This window comes from Flavobacterium sp. 90, from assembly GCF_004339525.1.
Classification (GTDB): domain Bacteria; phylum Bacteroidota; class Bacteroidia; order Flavobacteriales; family Flavobacteriaceae; genus Flavobacterium.
Window position 1 is genome coordinate 5,009,648 of sequence record NZ_SMGE01000001.1, and the last position, 15,719, is coordinate 5,025,366.

General features: G+C 35.3%; 9 protein-coding genes. 4 read left to right on the forward strand and 5 right to left on the reverse strand.

Annotated features, from left to right (window positions below; genetic code table 11):
• The first annotated feature begins 103 nt into the window (after nucleotides 1–103).
• The 3 genes from C8C83_RS20265 to C8C83_RS20275 all read left to right on the forward strand — a co-directional run bounded on the left by C8C83_RS20265 (nucleotide 104) and on the right by C8C83_RS20275 (nucleotide 8,786).
• Entirely contained in the window at nucleotides 104–2,401 is a 2,298-nt protein-coding gene (locus C8C83_RS20265) for an aminotransferase class III-fold pyridoxal phosphate-dependent enzyme (RefSeq protein WP_121330386.1), read from the forward strand.
• A gap of 541 nt (nucleotides 2,402–2,942) precedes the next feature.
• A complete protein-coding gene (locus C8C83_RS20270) occupies nucleotides 2,943–5,894 on the forward strand; it encodes an FAD-binding and (Fe-S)-binding domain-containing protein (protein WP_132011873.1) in 2,952 nt (983 codons plus the stop codon).
• A gap of 567 nt (nucleotides 5,895–6,461) precedes the next feature.
• Nucleotides 6,462–8,786, forward strand: coding sequence for a TonB-dependent siderophore receptor (locus tag C8C83_RS20275; protein ID WP_165877251.1), 2,325 nt, complete (start codon nucleotides 6,462–6,464; stop codon nucleotides 8,784–8,786).
• Between the two features lie 191 nt (nucleotides 8,787–8,977).
• On the opposite strand, the gene C8C83_RS20280 is transcribed toward C8C83_RS20275, so the two are convergent.
• From C8C83_RS20280 to C8C83_RS20300, 5 genes are all read right to left on the reverse strand, one after another.
• Complete coding sequence (locus tag C8C83_RS20280) at nucleotides 8,978–9,661, reverse strand: hypothetical protein (RefSeq protein WP_121330388.1); 684 nt, start codon at nucleotides 9,659–9,661, stop codon at nucleotides 8,978–8,980.
• Nucleotides 9,662–9,857: 196 nt separating this feature from the next.
• A complete protein-coding gene (locus C8C83_RS20285; RefSeq protein WP_199735311.1) occupies nucleotides 9,858–10,508 on the reverse strand; it encodes a delta endotoxin C-terminal domain-containing protein in 651 nt (216 codons plus the stop codon).
• A gap of 311 nt (nucleotides 10,509–10,819) precedes the next feature.
• On the reverse strand, nucleotides 10,820–12,280 hold the full coding sequence (locus tag C8C83_RS20290) for a glycoside hydrolase family 30 protein (RefSeq protein ID WP_121330389.1): 1,461 nt from the start codon (nucleotides 12,278–12,280) through the stop codon (nucleotides 10,820–10,822).
• Nucleotides 12,281–12,453: 173 nt separating this feature from the next.
• On the reverse strand, nucleotides 12,454–13,449 hold the full coding sequence (gene mgrA / locus C8C83_RS20295; RefSeq protein ID WP_121330390.1) for an L-glyceraldehyde 3-phosphate reductase: 996 nt from the start codon (nucleotides 13,447–13,449) through the stop codon (nucleotides 12,454–12,456).
• Nucleotides 13,450–13,468: 19 nt separating this feature from the next.
• Entirely contained in the window at nucleotides 13,469–13,909 is a 441-nt protein-coding gene (locus C8C83_RS20300; protein ID WP_121330391.1) for a hypothetical protein, read from the reverse strand.
• A gap of 580 nt (nucleotides 13,910–14,489) precedes the next feature.
• On the opposite strand from C8C83_RS20300, the gene C8C83_RS20305 reads away from it, so the two are divergent.
• Nucleotides 14,490–15,071 carry a Crp/Fnr family transcriptional regulator gene (locus tag C8C83_RS20305; RefSeq protein ID WP_121330392.1) on the forward strand — a complete coding sequence of 194 codons (582 nt, stop codon included), beginning with the start codon at nucleotides 14,490–14,492 and terminating at the stop codon, nucleotides 15,069–15,071.
• Nucleotides 15,072–15,719: the final 648 nt, after the last annotated feature.

Genomic DNA, 15,719 nt, shown 5'->3' on the forward strand with positions numbered 1-15,719 from the left:
ATTCGTGGCGAAAAAACTTCCAAGATTACGCAAACAAATAGAATATAATTCGTGCTAATTCGTGGAATTCGTGGCGAAAAAATAATAATTTAATATAGTAACAATGACTTTTTCAGAAGCAACTATTCAGGATTTAGTAAAAGAACATTACGGATTAATCGTTTCCGTAAAAGCATTAAATGGATATGATGAATTGAATTTTCTTTTATCGAATGAGAAGAACGAAAAATACATTCTAAAAGTGTCGAATGAGAGTCATCCATTTCCTTTTTTAGAAGCACAGATTAATATAATTCAGCACCTTAAAAAAAGCAATATTTCTGATTGTTTTCAGCATTTTAGCATCAATAAACAAGGCGAAGAATTAACCAAAATAGTAAGAGATTCCAAAACCTATTATATCAGAATTTTAAACTTTCTTGAAGGTACTTTTTGGGTTGATGTAGCAAACAAAACAAGCGAATTACACCATAATCTGGGGACTTTTTTAGGAAATATGGACAATGCATTACAGGATTTTTCTCATCCTGCAATGCATCGCAATTATACTTGGGATATCAGTCGTGCGAGTGAAGCGGGAGATAATCTGAAATACATTTTAAATCACGAAAAAAGACGTATTGCAGGATATTTTCTGTTACAATTTGACACCGAAGTTTTGCCTCAAATTCATCGTTTAAGACATGCTTATGTGCATAATGATGCCAACGATTACAATGTCTTAGTACAAGAAAATGGCATAAGTGGTTTGATTGATTTTGGCGATATGGTTTATACAGCGCTGATTAATAATTTGGCAATTGCCTGTACGTATGCAATGCTCGACGAAGAAAATCCAGTGGAGGTTGCCGCATCGATTGTTGCAGGATATCACAAAGCGTATGCATTGACAGAGCAGGAATTAGATTTGTTATACTATTTAATTGCCGGAAGACTTTGCATTAGCGTGACACAATCTGCTTATAATGCATCATTAGACAGTAATAATGAGCATCATTTTATTACCGAAAAACCAGCTTGGGATTTGTTGTATAAACTAATCGAGATTAATCCAATTAAGGCTCAGGATGCTTTTAGAAAAGCGTGCGGTTTCGCCGGATTAATCAATGAAGATGATTATAGTGATTTGTTGGAAATTCGTAAAAAGAAAATTGGTCGAAATCTAAGCATTGGTTACAAAGACAAACTAAAAATTGTCAAAGGAGCATTGCAATATTTGTACGATGACAAAGGAAGAACCTTTGTAGATTGCGTAAATAATCCTTCGCACGTTGGACATTGTCATCCGGTCGTTGTTCGAAAAATGCAAAAACAAATTGCAACTTTAAATACCAATACAAGATATTTGAATGACGCCATAACAGAATATGCCGAAAAATTAACAGCAACATTACCGAAGAAATTAAGCGTTTGTTACTTCGTAAATTCGGGAAGTGAAGCCAATGATTTAGCGATCAGAATGAGCCGTCATTATACCAAACAAAAAGACATTATTGTACTCGATCATGCGTATCACGGAACATCGACTGTAGCAATCGAAATGAGTCCGTATAAATTTGACAGTAAAGGTGGTTCGGGTCAAATGCCTTGGATTCACAAAGCTATAAATCCGGATTTGTATCGTGGTCCGTATAAATATGGCGACGAAAAAGCCGGTGAAAAATATGCTGAAGATGTACAAAGAATCATCGAAGATTTAAAGAAAGAAGACAAAGCGCCAGCCGTATTTATTTGCGAAACCTTATTGGGAGTTGGTGGGCAAATTCCGTTACCGGAAAATTATCTAAAAACTGCTTACGATTATGTCAGAGCAGCGGGAGGCGTTTGTATTGCCGATGAAGTTCAGGTTGGTTTTGGGAGAATTGGAGATCATTTCTGGGGATTCGAATTGCAAAATGTAGTTCCTGATATTGTTGTTTTAGGTAAACCAATTGGTAACGGACATCCGTTGGCAGCAGTAATTGTAACCGAAGAAATTGCAGATTCTTTCAATAACGGACTGGAATATTTTAACACCTTTGGCGGAAATCCCGTTTCTATGACAACAGGTTTAGCGGTTCTGGATGTTATTCATGACGAAGAAATGCAAAAACATGCTTTAGAAGTTGGAAACTATTTGATGGATGGTTTGAAAGGTTTAATGGCAAAATACCCAATAATAAGTGACGTTCGCGGACATGGATTATTCATTGGTGCCGAAATGGTCAAAGAAAGAACAACAATGGAACCCGCAGTTCCCGAAATAGATATCGTGGTCGAAAAATTAAAAGCAAACGGATATTTATTAAGCACTGACGGACCATTGCATAATGTATTAAAAATAAAACCACCAATGACTTTCAGTAAACAAAATGCTGACGAAATGGTGAAATTTTTAGATATCGCCTTAAGCGAATTGTAGAAAATTAATCTCGCAAAGGCGCAAAGTCGCAAAGATTTGTCATTTCGACAGAGGAGAAATTTTATGGTACGCGGATGACACTGATTCGCTATCGCGAAAACGCAGATCTACACGGGTTTTGCACGTATTTTTGTCATTTCGACGAAGGAGAAATCTCCACGAGAAGCTCGACAAAGATTGGTAACTGTGCTTTTATGGTACGCGGATGACACTGATTCGCTATCGCTAAAACGCAGATTTACACGGGTTTTGCTCGCATTTTTGTCATTTCGACGAAGGAGAAATCTCCACGAGAAGCTCGACAAAGATTGGTAACTGTGCTTTTATGGTACGCGGATGACACTGATTCGCTATTGCGAAAACGCAGATTTACACGGATTTTGCTCGCATTTTTGTCATTTCGACGGAGGAGAAATCACACACGGGATTCGACAAAGATTGGCGATTTTGATTGTGGAGTTTCTATTGTGATTTCTCCTCCGTCGAAATGACAATATAGTGTTTGAGCTTTGCATCGATAATTATATAATAAAATATCAAAATGAACAACAATAATACCCTTTCCAAGAGTTCTATTAATCTTGAAGGTTTAGAAAAACAATTAGAAGGTAAATTATTTTACGATCACACGATGCGTTTGCTTTATTCAACTGATGCGAGCGCTTATAAAGAAATGCCTTTGGCGGTTGCAATTCCGAAAACGAAGGAAGATATTCAGAAGATTATTGCCTTTGCAAGAGAAAATAATAGCAGCGTGATTCCTCGTGCCGCCGGAACTTCGCTTGCGGGACAAGTAGTTGGAAACGGAATTATTGTTGATATTTCGCAGGAATTCACCAAAATTATCTCTGTAGATCAGGAAAATAAATCGGCTTGGGTAGAACCGGGCGTAATTCGTGATGAACTAAATCTTCATTTAAAACCTTATAAACTCTTTTTTGGTCCTGAAACTTCAACCAGTAATCGCTGTATGATTGGCGGAATGGTTGGGAATAATGCTTGTGGTGCGAGATCTGTTATTTATGGATCTACACGTGAACATTTACTGGAAATCAAAGGTTTTCTTGCCGATGGAAATGAGGTTACTTTTGGTTCTCTTACAAATGCTGAATTCGAAGGTAAATGCAACGGAATCAATGTTGTGAGTCCACTAGAGCAAGCAATTTATGTTCAGGCAAAAGAAATATTATCTTCTGAAAGTAACCGAATTTTATTCGATGATAATTTTCCTAAGAAAACAATTCCGAGGAGAAATACAGGTTATGCTTTGGATTTATTGGCAGATTCGATGCCTTTTGGAGCTTTCGACGAAAAATTCAATTTCTGTAAACTAATTGCAGGATCTGAGGGAACTTTGTTTTTTTCTACCGCAATAAAATTGAATTTGGTTGATGCGCTAAAACCTTACGCAGCTTTGGTTTGTGTACATTTTGAAAGTATAAATGAATCGCTAAAAGCAAATATAGAAGCGCTAAAATTTAATCCGGATAGTGTCGAATTAATTGACCATTATATTCTGGAATGTACCAAAGAAAATATCGAACAAAGCAAGAATCGTTTTTTTGTAAAAGGAGATCCTCAGGCAATTTTGGCGGTTGAATTTTTAAGAGATTCCCAAGAAGAAATTGACGCTGTTGCAAAAGAAATGGAAGCTTTGATGCGCTCTAAAAATCTGGGATATCATTTCCCGATTGTTTATGGCGACGATACGAATAAAGTTTGGGCATTGAGAAAAGCAGGATTGGGCTTATTATCGAATATTCCGGGTGATGCAAAAGCGGTTGCCGTAATTGAAGATACCGCCGTAGATGTTAATGATTTGCCTGATTTTATCGAAGATTTTAATGCGATATTAAAAGAACGAAACTTAAACTGCGTGCATTATGCGCATGCCGCAACGGGAGAATTGCATTTGCGCCCGATTATAGATTTGAAAACCAAAGAAGGCACAGCGATTTTTAGAACTATTGCAACAGATATTGCGCATTTAGTAAAGAAATACAAAGGTTCTTTGAGCGGGGAACATGGTGACGGAAGACTTCGAGGAGAATTTATTCCGTTGATGTTGGGCGAAGAAATCTATCAATTGTTTATTCAGATAAAGCAAGTTTGGGATCCTTGGGGAGTTTTTAATCCGGGTAAAATTGTCAATACGCCACCAATGGATTCGAGTTTGAGATATACGGCTGGTCAGGAAACGCCAATGCCGGAAACATATTTTGATTTTTCTGAACATAACGGAATCCTGCGTGCTGCCGAAATGTGCAACGGATCCGGAGATTGTAGAAAAACAGAGAAAAGCGGCGGTACAATGTGTCCGAGTTATATGGCAACGCGCGATGAAAAACATACAACGCGTGCCAGAGCAAACATGCTGAGAGAAACGATTACAACTTCTACAAAAGCAAATCGATTTGATGATGAAAACCTGCTCGATGTTCTCGATTTGTGTTTGAGCTGTAAAGGTTGTAAATCTGAATGTCCGTCGAATGTTGATATGGCAAAATTAAAAGCCGAAACATTACAACAATATCATGATAAAAATGGCGTAAAATTCCGTTCAAGATTGATTGGGAATACGCCAAAAATAAACCATTTGTTTGCTGCAATTCCGTGGATGTATAATCTTTCTACAAAAGGAGCTTTGGGCAATGTGATTAAAAAAGCAACTGGTTTTGCGACAGAAAGAAAATTGCCTTTGATGCACAAAATTACTTTTGCCAAATGGATGAAAAATTACATTCAAAAAGGAGATTTTACAAATGGCAAAGTGTATTTATATAATGATGAATTTCTGAATTATTATGATGTGGAAATAGGGCAGACGACCGTTAAGCTTCTGAATCGTTTGGGATATGAAGTTGAAATTCCTAAAATTGGAATCAGCGGAAGAACGTATCTTTCGAAAGGAATGCTAAAAGAAGCACGAGAAATTGCAGAACAAAATACTAGAGATTTTGATATTTCAATTCCGGAAAACGGTGTTTTAATCGGGATAGAACCTTCGGCAATATTGAGTTTTCGCGATGAATATCCTGATTTATGTCGTGGAGATTTAAAAGCAAAAGCGAAAACATTTGCATCAAAAACGTTTTTAATCGAAGAGTTTTTGGCCAAAGAATTAGACGCAGGACGAATTTCATCAAATAGTTTTACAGATAAAACAGAACGAGTTCGAATGCACGGACATTGTTTTCAGAAAGCTTTGTCGTCATTGGTTCCGTTGAAGAAGATATTAATGTTGCCAAAGAATTATGCGGTTCTCAATATCCCAAGTGGATGTTGCGGAATGGCGGGTTCTTTTGGCTATGAAAAAGAACATTATGATATTTCTATGAAAATAGGAGAGTTAGTTTTGTTTCCAACGATTCGTTCAGAAGAAGCGGCAACATTGATTTCGGCTTCGGGAACAAGTTGCAGACATCAAATTGCTGACGGTACAGGACGAAAAGCGCAACATCCGGTAGAAATACTTTATGAGGCTTTGAAGTAGGTTTTGATACTTCTATAAAATAATTTAGTTAAGTTTTTTTTAATGCCTGTATTCTTTCTGAAAGAATACAGGCGTTTTTATTTTTGAAAAAAATATTAATGCAAATCAAGAATTGAAAATGTGCCTTTAGGTACAAAATATTGGTAGCAATTATAATTCAAATTGATTGGCGTGCCGTAGGTACGCAACAAAACGAACATAATTGCGTACCTACGGCACGCTAAATTTATTCTGTTGATATATCTACCAATATTTAGTACCTAACGGTAGAAAAAAGAGGCTTTTAATCCTTGATTCGTATTAGTTTTTTTTGGGAATTGCTTGTCGTTTGTCCCTGATTATTATTTCTGTAGTATATTTTTTACGCTTATTTTAAAAGATTTATTTCAATGAAAAAATAACATTCTTCTTTTGATAGATTAAAAAAAATATTGTTCATTTGCGCTTTAATTTAGAATCAGTTTAAATAAGAATAACATGACAAGACCAAAACCCCCAATTTCTTTTTTTATAAAATATTCACTCAAAAAAATACAAAGCATTCAGTGTAGTTCTACATTATTATTGATGCTTTTTTTATTTGCTAATGTTGGATTTATTCAGGCGCAAACAGCAACTACAGGACAAATTTCTGGAACTGTTATCACAAATGATGGTAATGCAAGTCAGGGAGTTGTGGTAAAATTGATCGAAATAAATAAAAGTGCCGTAACGAATTCAGCGGGTAAATATGATTTTAAAAAATTGCCTTTCGGGAAATATACTTTAGAAGTTACGATGGCAGGATACGCTTCTTCTACTGAAACTGCTGAGATTACAGAACAAGCTCCAACTGCGGATATTGACATAAGAGTAAACTCGTCTGTAGAGAATCTTGATGATGTCGTAATTCGTACAGGAGGAAATCGTTTTGCAAAAAAAGAAAGTTTTGATGTAGCAAAAATGCCTTTAAAAAACATTGAAAATTCACAGGTTTATATTGTAGTAAGCAAGGAATTAATGAAAGAGCAGGTTATTACAGATTATAATAGTGCTTTTAAAAACGTTCCCGGAGCTGGTATTGCCGAAGTAAGAAATCAAGGCCGAACAACTTCTATTTCAAGAGGTTTTCCTACGCCACAAGTAGTTAGAAATGGTGTTGGTAGTTTTACTTATACAACTATTGATCCTTCAAATTTAGAGCGTATTGAGGTTATCAAAGGACCATCTGCAACACTTTTTGGAAGTACATTATCATCATTTGGAGGATTGTTTAATCGTGTTACCAAAAAGCCTTTTGATTCCTTCAAAGGTGAAATTTCATACTCAGCAGCAAGTTGGGATTTGAATCGTTTTACGGCTGATATTAATACGCCAATTAACGCAGATAAAACGGCTTTATTGAGAATCAACACGGCTTTTCATAGCGAAAGAAGTTTTCAGGACGCAGGATTCAACAAAAACTTTTCTATTGCTCCAAGTTTCTCTTATGAAATCAATGAGCGATTAACGCTTTTAATCGACGCCGAATTTAGTTTATACAAAGCTACTTCGCCAACGAGATTGGCTCCTTTTGTGGTAAAAGGAACAGAAAGCAGTATTGAAGCGCTTAATATTCCTTATAAATTATCTTTTGCCAATAATACCATTAATTACACGAGTCAGCAATACAATGTTTTTGCTCAGTTAAAATATAAAATCTCTGACGAATGGACGTCTCAAACGATCTTATCAAGAACCAGATCTTCATCTGACGGTTATACGGTAGCATTGCAAATGATGTCACCAACGACATTAAGACAACAAGTTACGTATCAGGAATCTCCGTTTTATGGAACTGATATTCAGCAAAATTTTATTGGTAAATTTAATATCGGAAAGCTGAAAAACAGAGTTGTAGCAGGAGTTGATTACTATAGTTTGCGTGCAACACGTAATGATGCAATCGTAAATATGCCGGCAATGGATTATAAAAAACCGGGCGATGCTTATAATAATTTTAATGTTGATAAAGTGGCGCCAATGTTTGCTACGGCTAAATTCAACAATTTTGTATCGAATGATGAAGTTACCTATAGCGCTTATGTTTCGGACGTTTTGAATGTAACCGACAGATTATTGGCAATGGGCGGAATTCGTATCGATAAATATGAAAACAAAGGAGTTTATTATCCAAGTAAAGATTCTATCGTAGGAAATTATAACCAAACGGCTTTATCTCCAAAATTTGGATTAGTGTACCAAATTATGAAAGAAAAAATTGCTGTTTTTGGTAATTATATGAATGGTTTTAGCAACGTTTCCGGTTCTGACTTTTCGGGTAATACTTTCAAGCCAAATCAGGCGAATCAGTGGGAGGGAGGATTTAAGTTTGACCTTAATAAAATCTCAGCTACTTTAAGTTACTATGATATTCAGGTTACAAACATTACTCGTGACGATCCGGATCATGCAAATTTCTCGATTCAGGACGGAACTCAGGTCAGCAAAGGTTTTGAGGCTGAGTTAATCGCAAACCCAATTTCAGGATTAAATATCGTTGCCGGTTATACTTATAATGATAGTAAATATGAAAAAAGTAATGCCAGCGTTCAGGGTTTGCGACCTACAACGGCAGGATCGCCACGAACGGCAAATTTATGGGCAAGTTATAGAGTTACAACAGGTAGCGCGCAAGGTTTAGGAATTGGTTTTGGAGGTATTTACGGAAGCGAATATTACCAAACAAATACCACAACATTCAAGTTTGCTATTCCGTCATATACGGTATTAGACGCATCACTTTTCTATGATCAGCCAAAATACAGATTGGGTCTTAAAGTAGATAATATAACGAATGAAAAATATTGGTCTTACAGACTTGCAGCTCAAAATCCAACTCGTATAACAGCGAATGTTACGTTTAAATTCTAAGATTATTTGGCTAAGCCAAAAAAAATCTGCGAAGTAATTATTATCACAATCTATTATCACTATACGTATCCCAAGGTTGAAACCTTGGGCTATGGTTGAAATTTGAATAGAATTAGAAAAGGGCATTTCATTTGTAATGAAATGCCCTTTTCTAATTCTTACTTCTTACTTCTGAATTCTTGCATCCGCTTTTAAACACCACTATGAAAAATAGCAGGGAATTTATCCTGATTTGCAAAAATCAGTTTCACTAATTCATAATTACTATCTGAATCCAATAGGGTATTCTCAATTTCTCTTACGTCAGAAAGCATAGCTACTGGCCCAATTTTTTTTCTATATTTTTTGAAATTAGAACGACTAAATCCGTGAAGAATTCCGTTTTCAATTATTGTAAATGGGAAGTCATCTTTTATTTCCCTTTTATCTAAATCATAATTCCTCAACTCGTAACGCTGTATGCTAAAAACCGAATCGTGATATTCTCCGGGAATTATAAAATCTGTATATAGTTTAATGAAACTCTCTATCGTAAACTGTGTAAGTAATGGATTAAAGCTTTGAATTTCAATAAAATGTTCTCCACCAATTTTGTCAAGAGTATAAGCTGTAATCAAATCAGATTTTATGTCTTCGCCAATTAAGGATTGTGGTCGGTCGAATATTCTTAATTTTCCATTCCATTTGCAATATTCTTTTACTTCTTCTGAATCTGTATTGATCACAATACTTTCAAATGCATCAATTTTCAGTAATTTTTCAATCATATATTGATAAACAGGTTTTCCATTGAATTCAAGGAAATTTCTATTAGGTAAATAGTATGAAAATTCTTTTTGGATTGGTAAAAGTGCGGTAAAAATTGGATGGCTCATAGGATCTTTATAAGAGAATTAAAAATGACGATCATTTTATTGAGCTAATGTAGAAAGATAGAATGAACTGGTTTTAGGTAGAAATACTTGATTTAAATAGTTTTACCATATAAGTTATATAACGAAATATAAGTTGCATTGTAAATATGCGCAAAGCTTAAAAGAACTTATATAACTTATATGGTGAAATAATATATTAATTGGGCGTAAAAGTCAGGTAATCTAGATTCATATTTCCGTTTTCGACAATATTTAATGTCAATAATTGCGTGCCTTTTTCGAGTTTAATAGTTCCAATATTTTCAGAACTGTTCCAATGATGCCATTGTCGCCATGCTACAGGATCTTTGTCGTCATGCGTTGATTCAATTTTCATATTTCCTGTCGCATCTTTTCCGTTTACGGAAATCGAAATTGCGCCGTCGCCGTTTGCAGTATACAAAACACCAATTTTGTACGTTCCGGATTTCTTAACCTGAACCGTATAATTTATCCATTCTGTAGGTTGCGTCCAGCCCACATAAAGCTGTTTCATCTTGATCGGAACTTTAGTATAAGGCGTATCATCAATATTATCGGTTTTGGTATACGAAATATCGACCGCTTCTTTTATTCTGAATTCATTCAAAGGATTTCCGTTAACGGGATTCAGTTTCCCGCTGCCATTATTGACTTCATCAGTATCGTGATACGCAATGCCTTCGCCACCAAGATCATAAAATTCGCATTCTATTTTTCCTGGAATCTGCTGTAATTTCATTGGTTTTGACTTTTCAGCCGATGTTTGGGCTATTGCCGATGTACCAATCAAAACGAAAATATTCAGGATTATTAATGCTCTTTTCATAATTATTCTTTTTTTTGGATGATTACAACGTTTAGATTTAGATATACAAAGAGTTAGATGCACTGCTGTGCATCTCTACGTTAAAATCTTTGACTTCTTTCTTTGTTTTAGCGTTGTTAGACCCGACAGGTTTTAAAAACCTGTCGGGTTTATATTGAACACAAACAAGGCGCACGGTTTTGCATATCGACGTTAAAACCTTGTAATCACATTCTATATTAACACCGAATATTCGTAGAGGCGCACAGCAGTGCGTCTTCGCATAGATTAGACATAAACCGGAAAATCTATGTTTCTATGTGTTAGAAAATTTATTGTATTTCTAAAGTAGCAATCGAATGTGCCAAACTGGTTATTTTTGAAGCTTTTCCTTTTATCCAAAGAAAATAATCGACGTTATCATCAGATTGATTCATCACAACGACTTCAAGATTATTATCCTGATTTACAAATGCTGTAGACAAAAGTTTATTACTGCTGGAATTGCAAGCGACACGTTTTGCGCCCGGATGAATGAATTTAGAAAAATGACCTAAATAATAATATCCGTTTGTATAAATCAATTTTCCAGTTGTAAGATCAGCGTGAATAGGCGACATACAAAAGTTCTGAACGTGGTTTGGTCCGCCTTTTTCGTCCAATAGAATATTCCAGTCCGTCCAGGCAACCGTTCCAATATTGAAATCGTTAATCATCGACATACCATATTTTTCGCCATAAGTCCAATCCGTCAATAATTTTTGGTCAAAATCAGCCGCACAACCTTCTGTTAAGATAAGCGGTTTATCCGGAAAAGCTTCTGCTACACGACGCTCCGCTTCAAAGTTCATTCCGTTTTTATGCCAGTCTTCGTACCAGTGATATCCAATTCCCCAAACATATTTTGCTGCCTCTTTATCTTCCAAAACCGTACTGACACGTTGATACATTAAATCACGATTATGATCCCACATGATTAATTTCTTTTGAGACAAACCCGCTTTTTGCATTGTTGGTCCAAGAAAATTTTTGATAAAATCTCGTTCCTCTTGCGCGGTAAAAATGCAAGATTCCCATTTTTGCACTGCCATAGGTTCGTTTTGTACCGTATAACCCCATATAGGAATTCCTTCTTTTTCGTATTCCTTTATAAACTTCACAAAAAAGTTAGCCCAACTTTGGTTGTATTCCGGTTTCAAAGCGCCGCCTTGCAAAACATTATTATTGGTTTTCATCCACGCAGGCGGACTCCACGGCGAAGCATATAAAGTTAATTTTCCACCCGCTTTTGCAATAGCTTCTTTAATTAACGGAATTCTGTATTTTCTGTCATGGCTAATATCAAAGGTTTTTAGATCCTTGTCACCTTCGGAAATATAACTGTAAATATCACTTGAGAAATCGCAGCTTTGCATATTTGTTCGAGCCAAAGTATAACCAATTCCTTTTTCTTTATCGTAATAAGCCGTCAGGATTTCTTGTTGTTGCTCTTTCGAAAGTTTGTAGAAAACTTCCGCGGAAGCGTCAGTAATAGCGCCACCAATTCCCAACATAGTTTGATAAGTCTTTGAAGGATCTACAAATACCGAAAATTCTTTTTCTATAGGTTGTGGTTTGTCAACAAACGATAAAGTTTCGGTTTTTGTTAGTTTTTTATCCGTGTTTTTAGCTGTTACATAAACCGTAACGCTTTTATAATCGGTTTTTGGAAGACTTTTTTGAGCGGCGAGATTATTAGTCAAAAATCCCGATAACATGATGGTCAGGCATGTTGTAAAATGATATTTTTTCATAAATATGGTTTAGATAGTTAGTATTTGTTTGTTATAAACAGCCCACAGATTTTACGGATTAAGCGGATTGACGCTGATTTTTTTAATCTGTGCGTCCAATATAATTTGCGGGAATTTGTGTAATTCGTGGCAAACTTTTTATTTTGGAATTAGTCACGAATAGTCATAATAATTTATATCAGAATTTGATTGATTGCTTTTAATTCCTCTGCAGAAAACGAAGTGTTTTTAAGACAACCTACAGAATCAATTACCTGTTCAGGTTTGCTCGCGCCAATAATAACCGATGAAATTCTTTTGTCTTTCATCACCCACGATAATGCCATTTGTGCCAATGTTTGTCCACGTTCTAATGCCATTTCGTGAAGCTTTTTAACCTTGGCAATATTCTCAGGCGTGATTGCATCTTCTTCGATTGCTCCGTTACCGCGATGTGCTGTGGCTCTTGAATTTTCCGGAATTCCGTTCAGATATTTATTCGTCAAAAGACCTTGCGCAAGAGGAGAAAATGCGATTCCGCCAATACCGTTTAGTTCCAGAACATCTAGTAATCCATCTTCTACAGAACGCTCCAACATCGAATATTTAGGCTGATGAATCACGCAAGGAGTTCCTAATTGTTTCAGGATTGTAAAAGCCTTTTGCGTTTCGGCAGGACTATAACTCGAAATACCTACATAAAGCGCTTTTCCCTGACGTACAATTAGATCTAACGCCGCCATAGTTTCTTCCATTGGCGTATTTGGATCTGGTCTGTGGTGATAAAAAATATCTACATAGTCTAAATCCATACGTTTAAGACTTTGGTCTAAGCTGGCAATTAAATGCTTTTTAGAACCAAAATCTCCATAAGGACCATCCCACATTGGCCATCCGGCTTTTGTAGAAATCAAAAGTTCGTCGCGAAAAGGTTTAAAATCCTGTTTGAATATTTGTCCAAAAGTGGTCTCAGCAGATCCCGCCGGTGGACCATAATTATTAGCAAGATCAAAATGTGTAATTCCGTTATCAAAAGCGGTGTGCAATATGTTTCTGGCGTTTTCGGTATTATCGATCGCGCCAAAGTTATGCCACAAACCAAGAGAAAGCGCCGGAAGCATTAATCCGCTGCTGCCACAACGACGGTATTCCATTTTTTGATATCGGTTTGAATCTGGTAAATAAGTCATGTTTTTTTAATTATGATTGTTATATTTTTTTGAATGCTTTGGTTACAATTTCTAAATCCGTAACACCTCTAAAACCGCTAAAACCAATAGAAAGTTGTGTTCCGTCGCTTAATATTATAGGTTGTCCGCCTTGCCAGCCAATAAGATCCGGTGCTTCGATTCCGTTAGCGTTTTCGTCTACAATTTTATTAAAAACCAATCTTTCGTAATCTCCCGTTTTAACTCCGGTAAGCCAAACCTGACTTGCTTTTATCCAGGCAATTTTATACGATTGTCTTTTACGAGCTTTGTCATTTCCGTACATTCGGCCATAAACCATACCTTCTTCGTCAATAATACAAATTGCAACGTTTCCGTTAGAAATTGCTTTGTCTTCTTCAACTTGCATATAAGAAGGAATTAGATCGTCAATTGCTGATAATGCCAATGTAATTCGTAGATGGAGAACTTGATCTTTCATTGATTATAAATTTATTGGGGTTTAATTTTCAAAGATCAAATATTAAATTGCCTAATTTCTTAAACTAGATCAAGAAATAATAAAATAATGCGAATTATGTGAAGATATGAAGATGTAAAAATGTAAAAATGTAAAAATGTAAAAATGTGATTGAAATGTGCCTTTAGGCACTACATATTGGTAAAAAAACATTAATCGAAATAAATATAGCGTGCCGTAGGTACGCAACAAAACGTTAATCATGCGTACCTACGGCACGCCAACGAATTTCACGCCATTTTTTTTCTACCGATGATATGTGGTTATGGGCACATTTTAGAGCGTAATTTTTATACGTAATTTTTGTGTGTAATCTATACGGAGACGCACTGCTGTGCGCCTCTACGGAAATTCGTTGGCAATAAATCAATATTGTGTGCCTGCGGATATTCCTTGTCTATAAATTAATATTGTGTGCCTACGGATTATTCGTTGTCTATAAATTAACGTTGGTAAAAACAATCGCAACAAACACGTTAAATAAATACATCTTATATTTACGACTTGTTACCAAAAGCAATCCTACTAAACAAGTTTTAAGATGTTTGAGAAAATACACGATTATCTTTCCCGATTTGCCAGACTATCAGAACAAGAGATTAAAATTTTTGAAAACAGTCTGGAGTTTAGAAAAGTTCCTAAGAAAACAATTCTGTTACATGCGGGCGAAATCTGCAATTTTGAAGCTTATATAAATAAAGGTTGCATAAGAGAATATTTTGTGGATCGTGACGGAATAGAACTCACATTGCAATTTGCAACCGAAGATTGGTGGGTAAGCGATATTACGAGTTTTGAGGATCAGGTGCCAAGTGATATGTATATCGAAACGCTGGAAGATTGCGAACTACTAGTTTTAAGCCGTCAAACGAAAGAAAATCTGATCAATGAAGTTCCACAATTAGAACGCATGTTTCGGTTAATGATTCAAAGGCATTTATCGAAATTACAGAAGCGGTTGTTCAAAACCGTTTCTTCAACTGCTATGGAACAATATGTAGAATTTCTGAATCGATATCCAACATTATCGCAGCGGGTTTCGCAACAATATATTGCTTCATATTTAGGAATCACGCCCGAGTTTTTGAGCAGATTAAGAGCGAAACATTTGAAGAATGGATAAGTTTTGATTTCATTGATTATATTATAAAGTAGAATAGGAGTTTTAATGCTCCTTTTTTTATAGTTTAAAATTAAAAAGTTATGCCACAGATTACTGAGATTAAAATGATTTAATGAATTTTTAGCTAAATTTTATTAGTGTTTAATTTTCTCTCGCAGATTTAGTAGATTTTTTTAATCTTTTCTAATCCTTCAATCTGTGGCTATTGTTTTTATTTTCATTGTAGTTTTCTCAGTTTTAATTTTCCTCACTCGGATAAAGAAGGTTTTTTATTTTTTAATCTTTTTTGATCCATTAATCTGTGGCATTAAAAAATTAAGGCAGAAACTATATGTTTACTAAACTTTTAGGATATCTTTAAAAAGAATTATTGTCAAATTGACTATTTGATGAAAAAAGTGTAATATTATTATGTTTTTAAAATTGCTGATTTTGTGATGTTTAGCATGGTTTTTAAAAGAACTGGCGAACATTTTTTTTTGAAGTTCTTGCAGAATAAATTATAATTTGTATTATTGTAGTATAGAATAGTATAATAACCAAAACTTTATTTAATGAGACAGTATCATTTCCTGTTAAAAAACATGTTTTTGTCCGTTTTATTTATGGTCATTTTTTGCAATTCGGCGCAAGCCCAAAAAAACATTA

Bases quoted from the DNA above. Each gene is read 5' to 3' on its own strand.
- mgrA (WP_121330390.1), bottom strand. From the start codon at position 13,449: ATGACTTATTTACCAGATTCAAACCGATATCAAAAAATGGAATACCGT.
- C8C83_RS20270 (WP_132011873.1), top strand. From the start codon at position 2,943: ATGAACAACAATAATACCCTTTCCAAGAGTTCTATTAATCTTGAAGGT.
- C8C83_RS20290 (WP_121330389.1), bottom strand. From the start codon at position 12,280: ATGAAAAAATATCATTTTACAACATGCCTGACCATCATGTTATCGGGA.
- C8C83_RS20265 (WP_121330386.1), top strand. From the start codon at position 104: ATGACTTTTTCAGAAGCAACTATTCAGGATTTAGTAAAAGAACATTAC.
- C8C83_RS20285 (WP_199735311.1), bottom strand. From the start codon at position 10,508: ATGAAAAGAGCATTAATAATCCTGAATATTTTCGTTTTGATTGGTACA.
- C8C83_RS20300 (WP_121330391.1), bottom strand. From the start codon at position 13,909: ATGAAAGATCAAGTTCTCCATCTACGAATTACATTGGCATTATCAGCA.
- C8C83_RS20305 (WP_121330392.1), top strand. From the start codon at position 14,490: ATGTTTGAGAAAATACACGATTATCTTTCCCGATTTGCCAGACTATCA.
- C8C83_RS20280 (WP_121330388.1), bottom strand. From the start codon at position 9,661: ATGAGCCATCCAATTTTTACCGCACTTTTACCAATCCAAAAAGAATTT.
- C8C83_RS20275 (WP_165877251.1), top strand. From the start codon at position 6,462: ATGCTTTTTTTATTTGCTAATGTTGGATTTATTCAGGCGCAAACAGCA.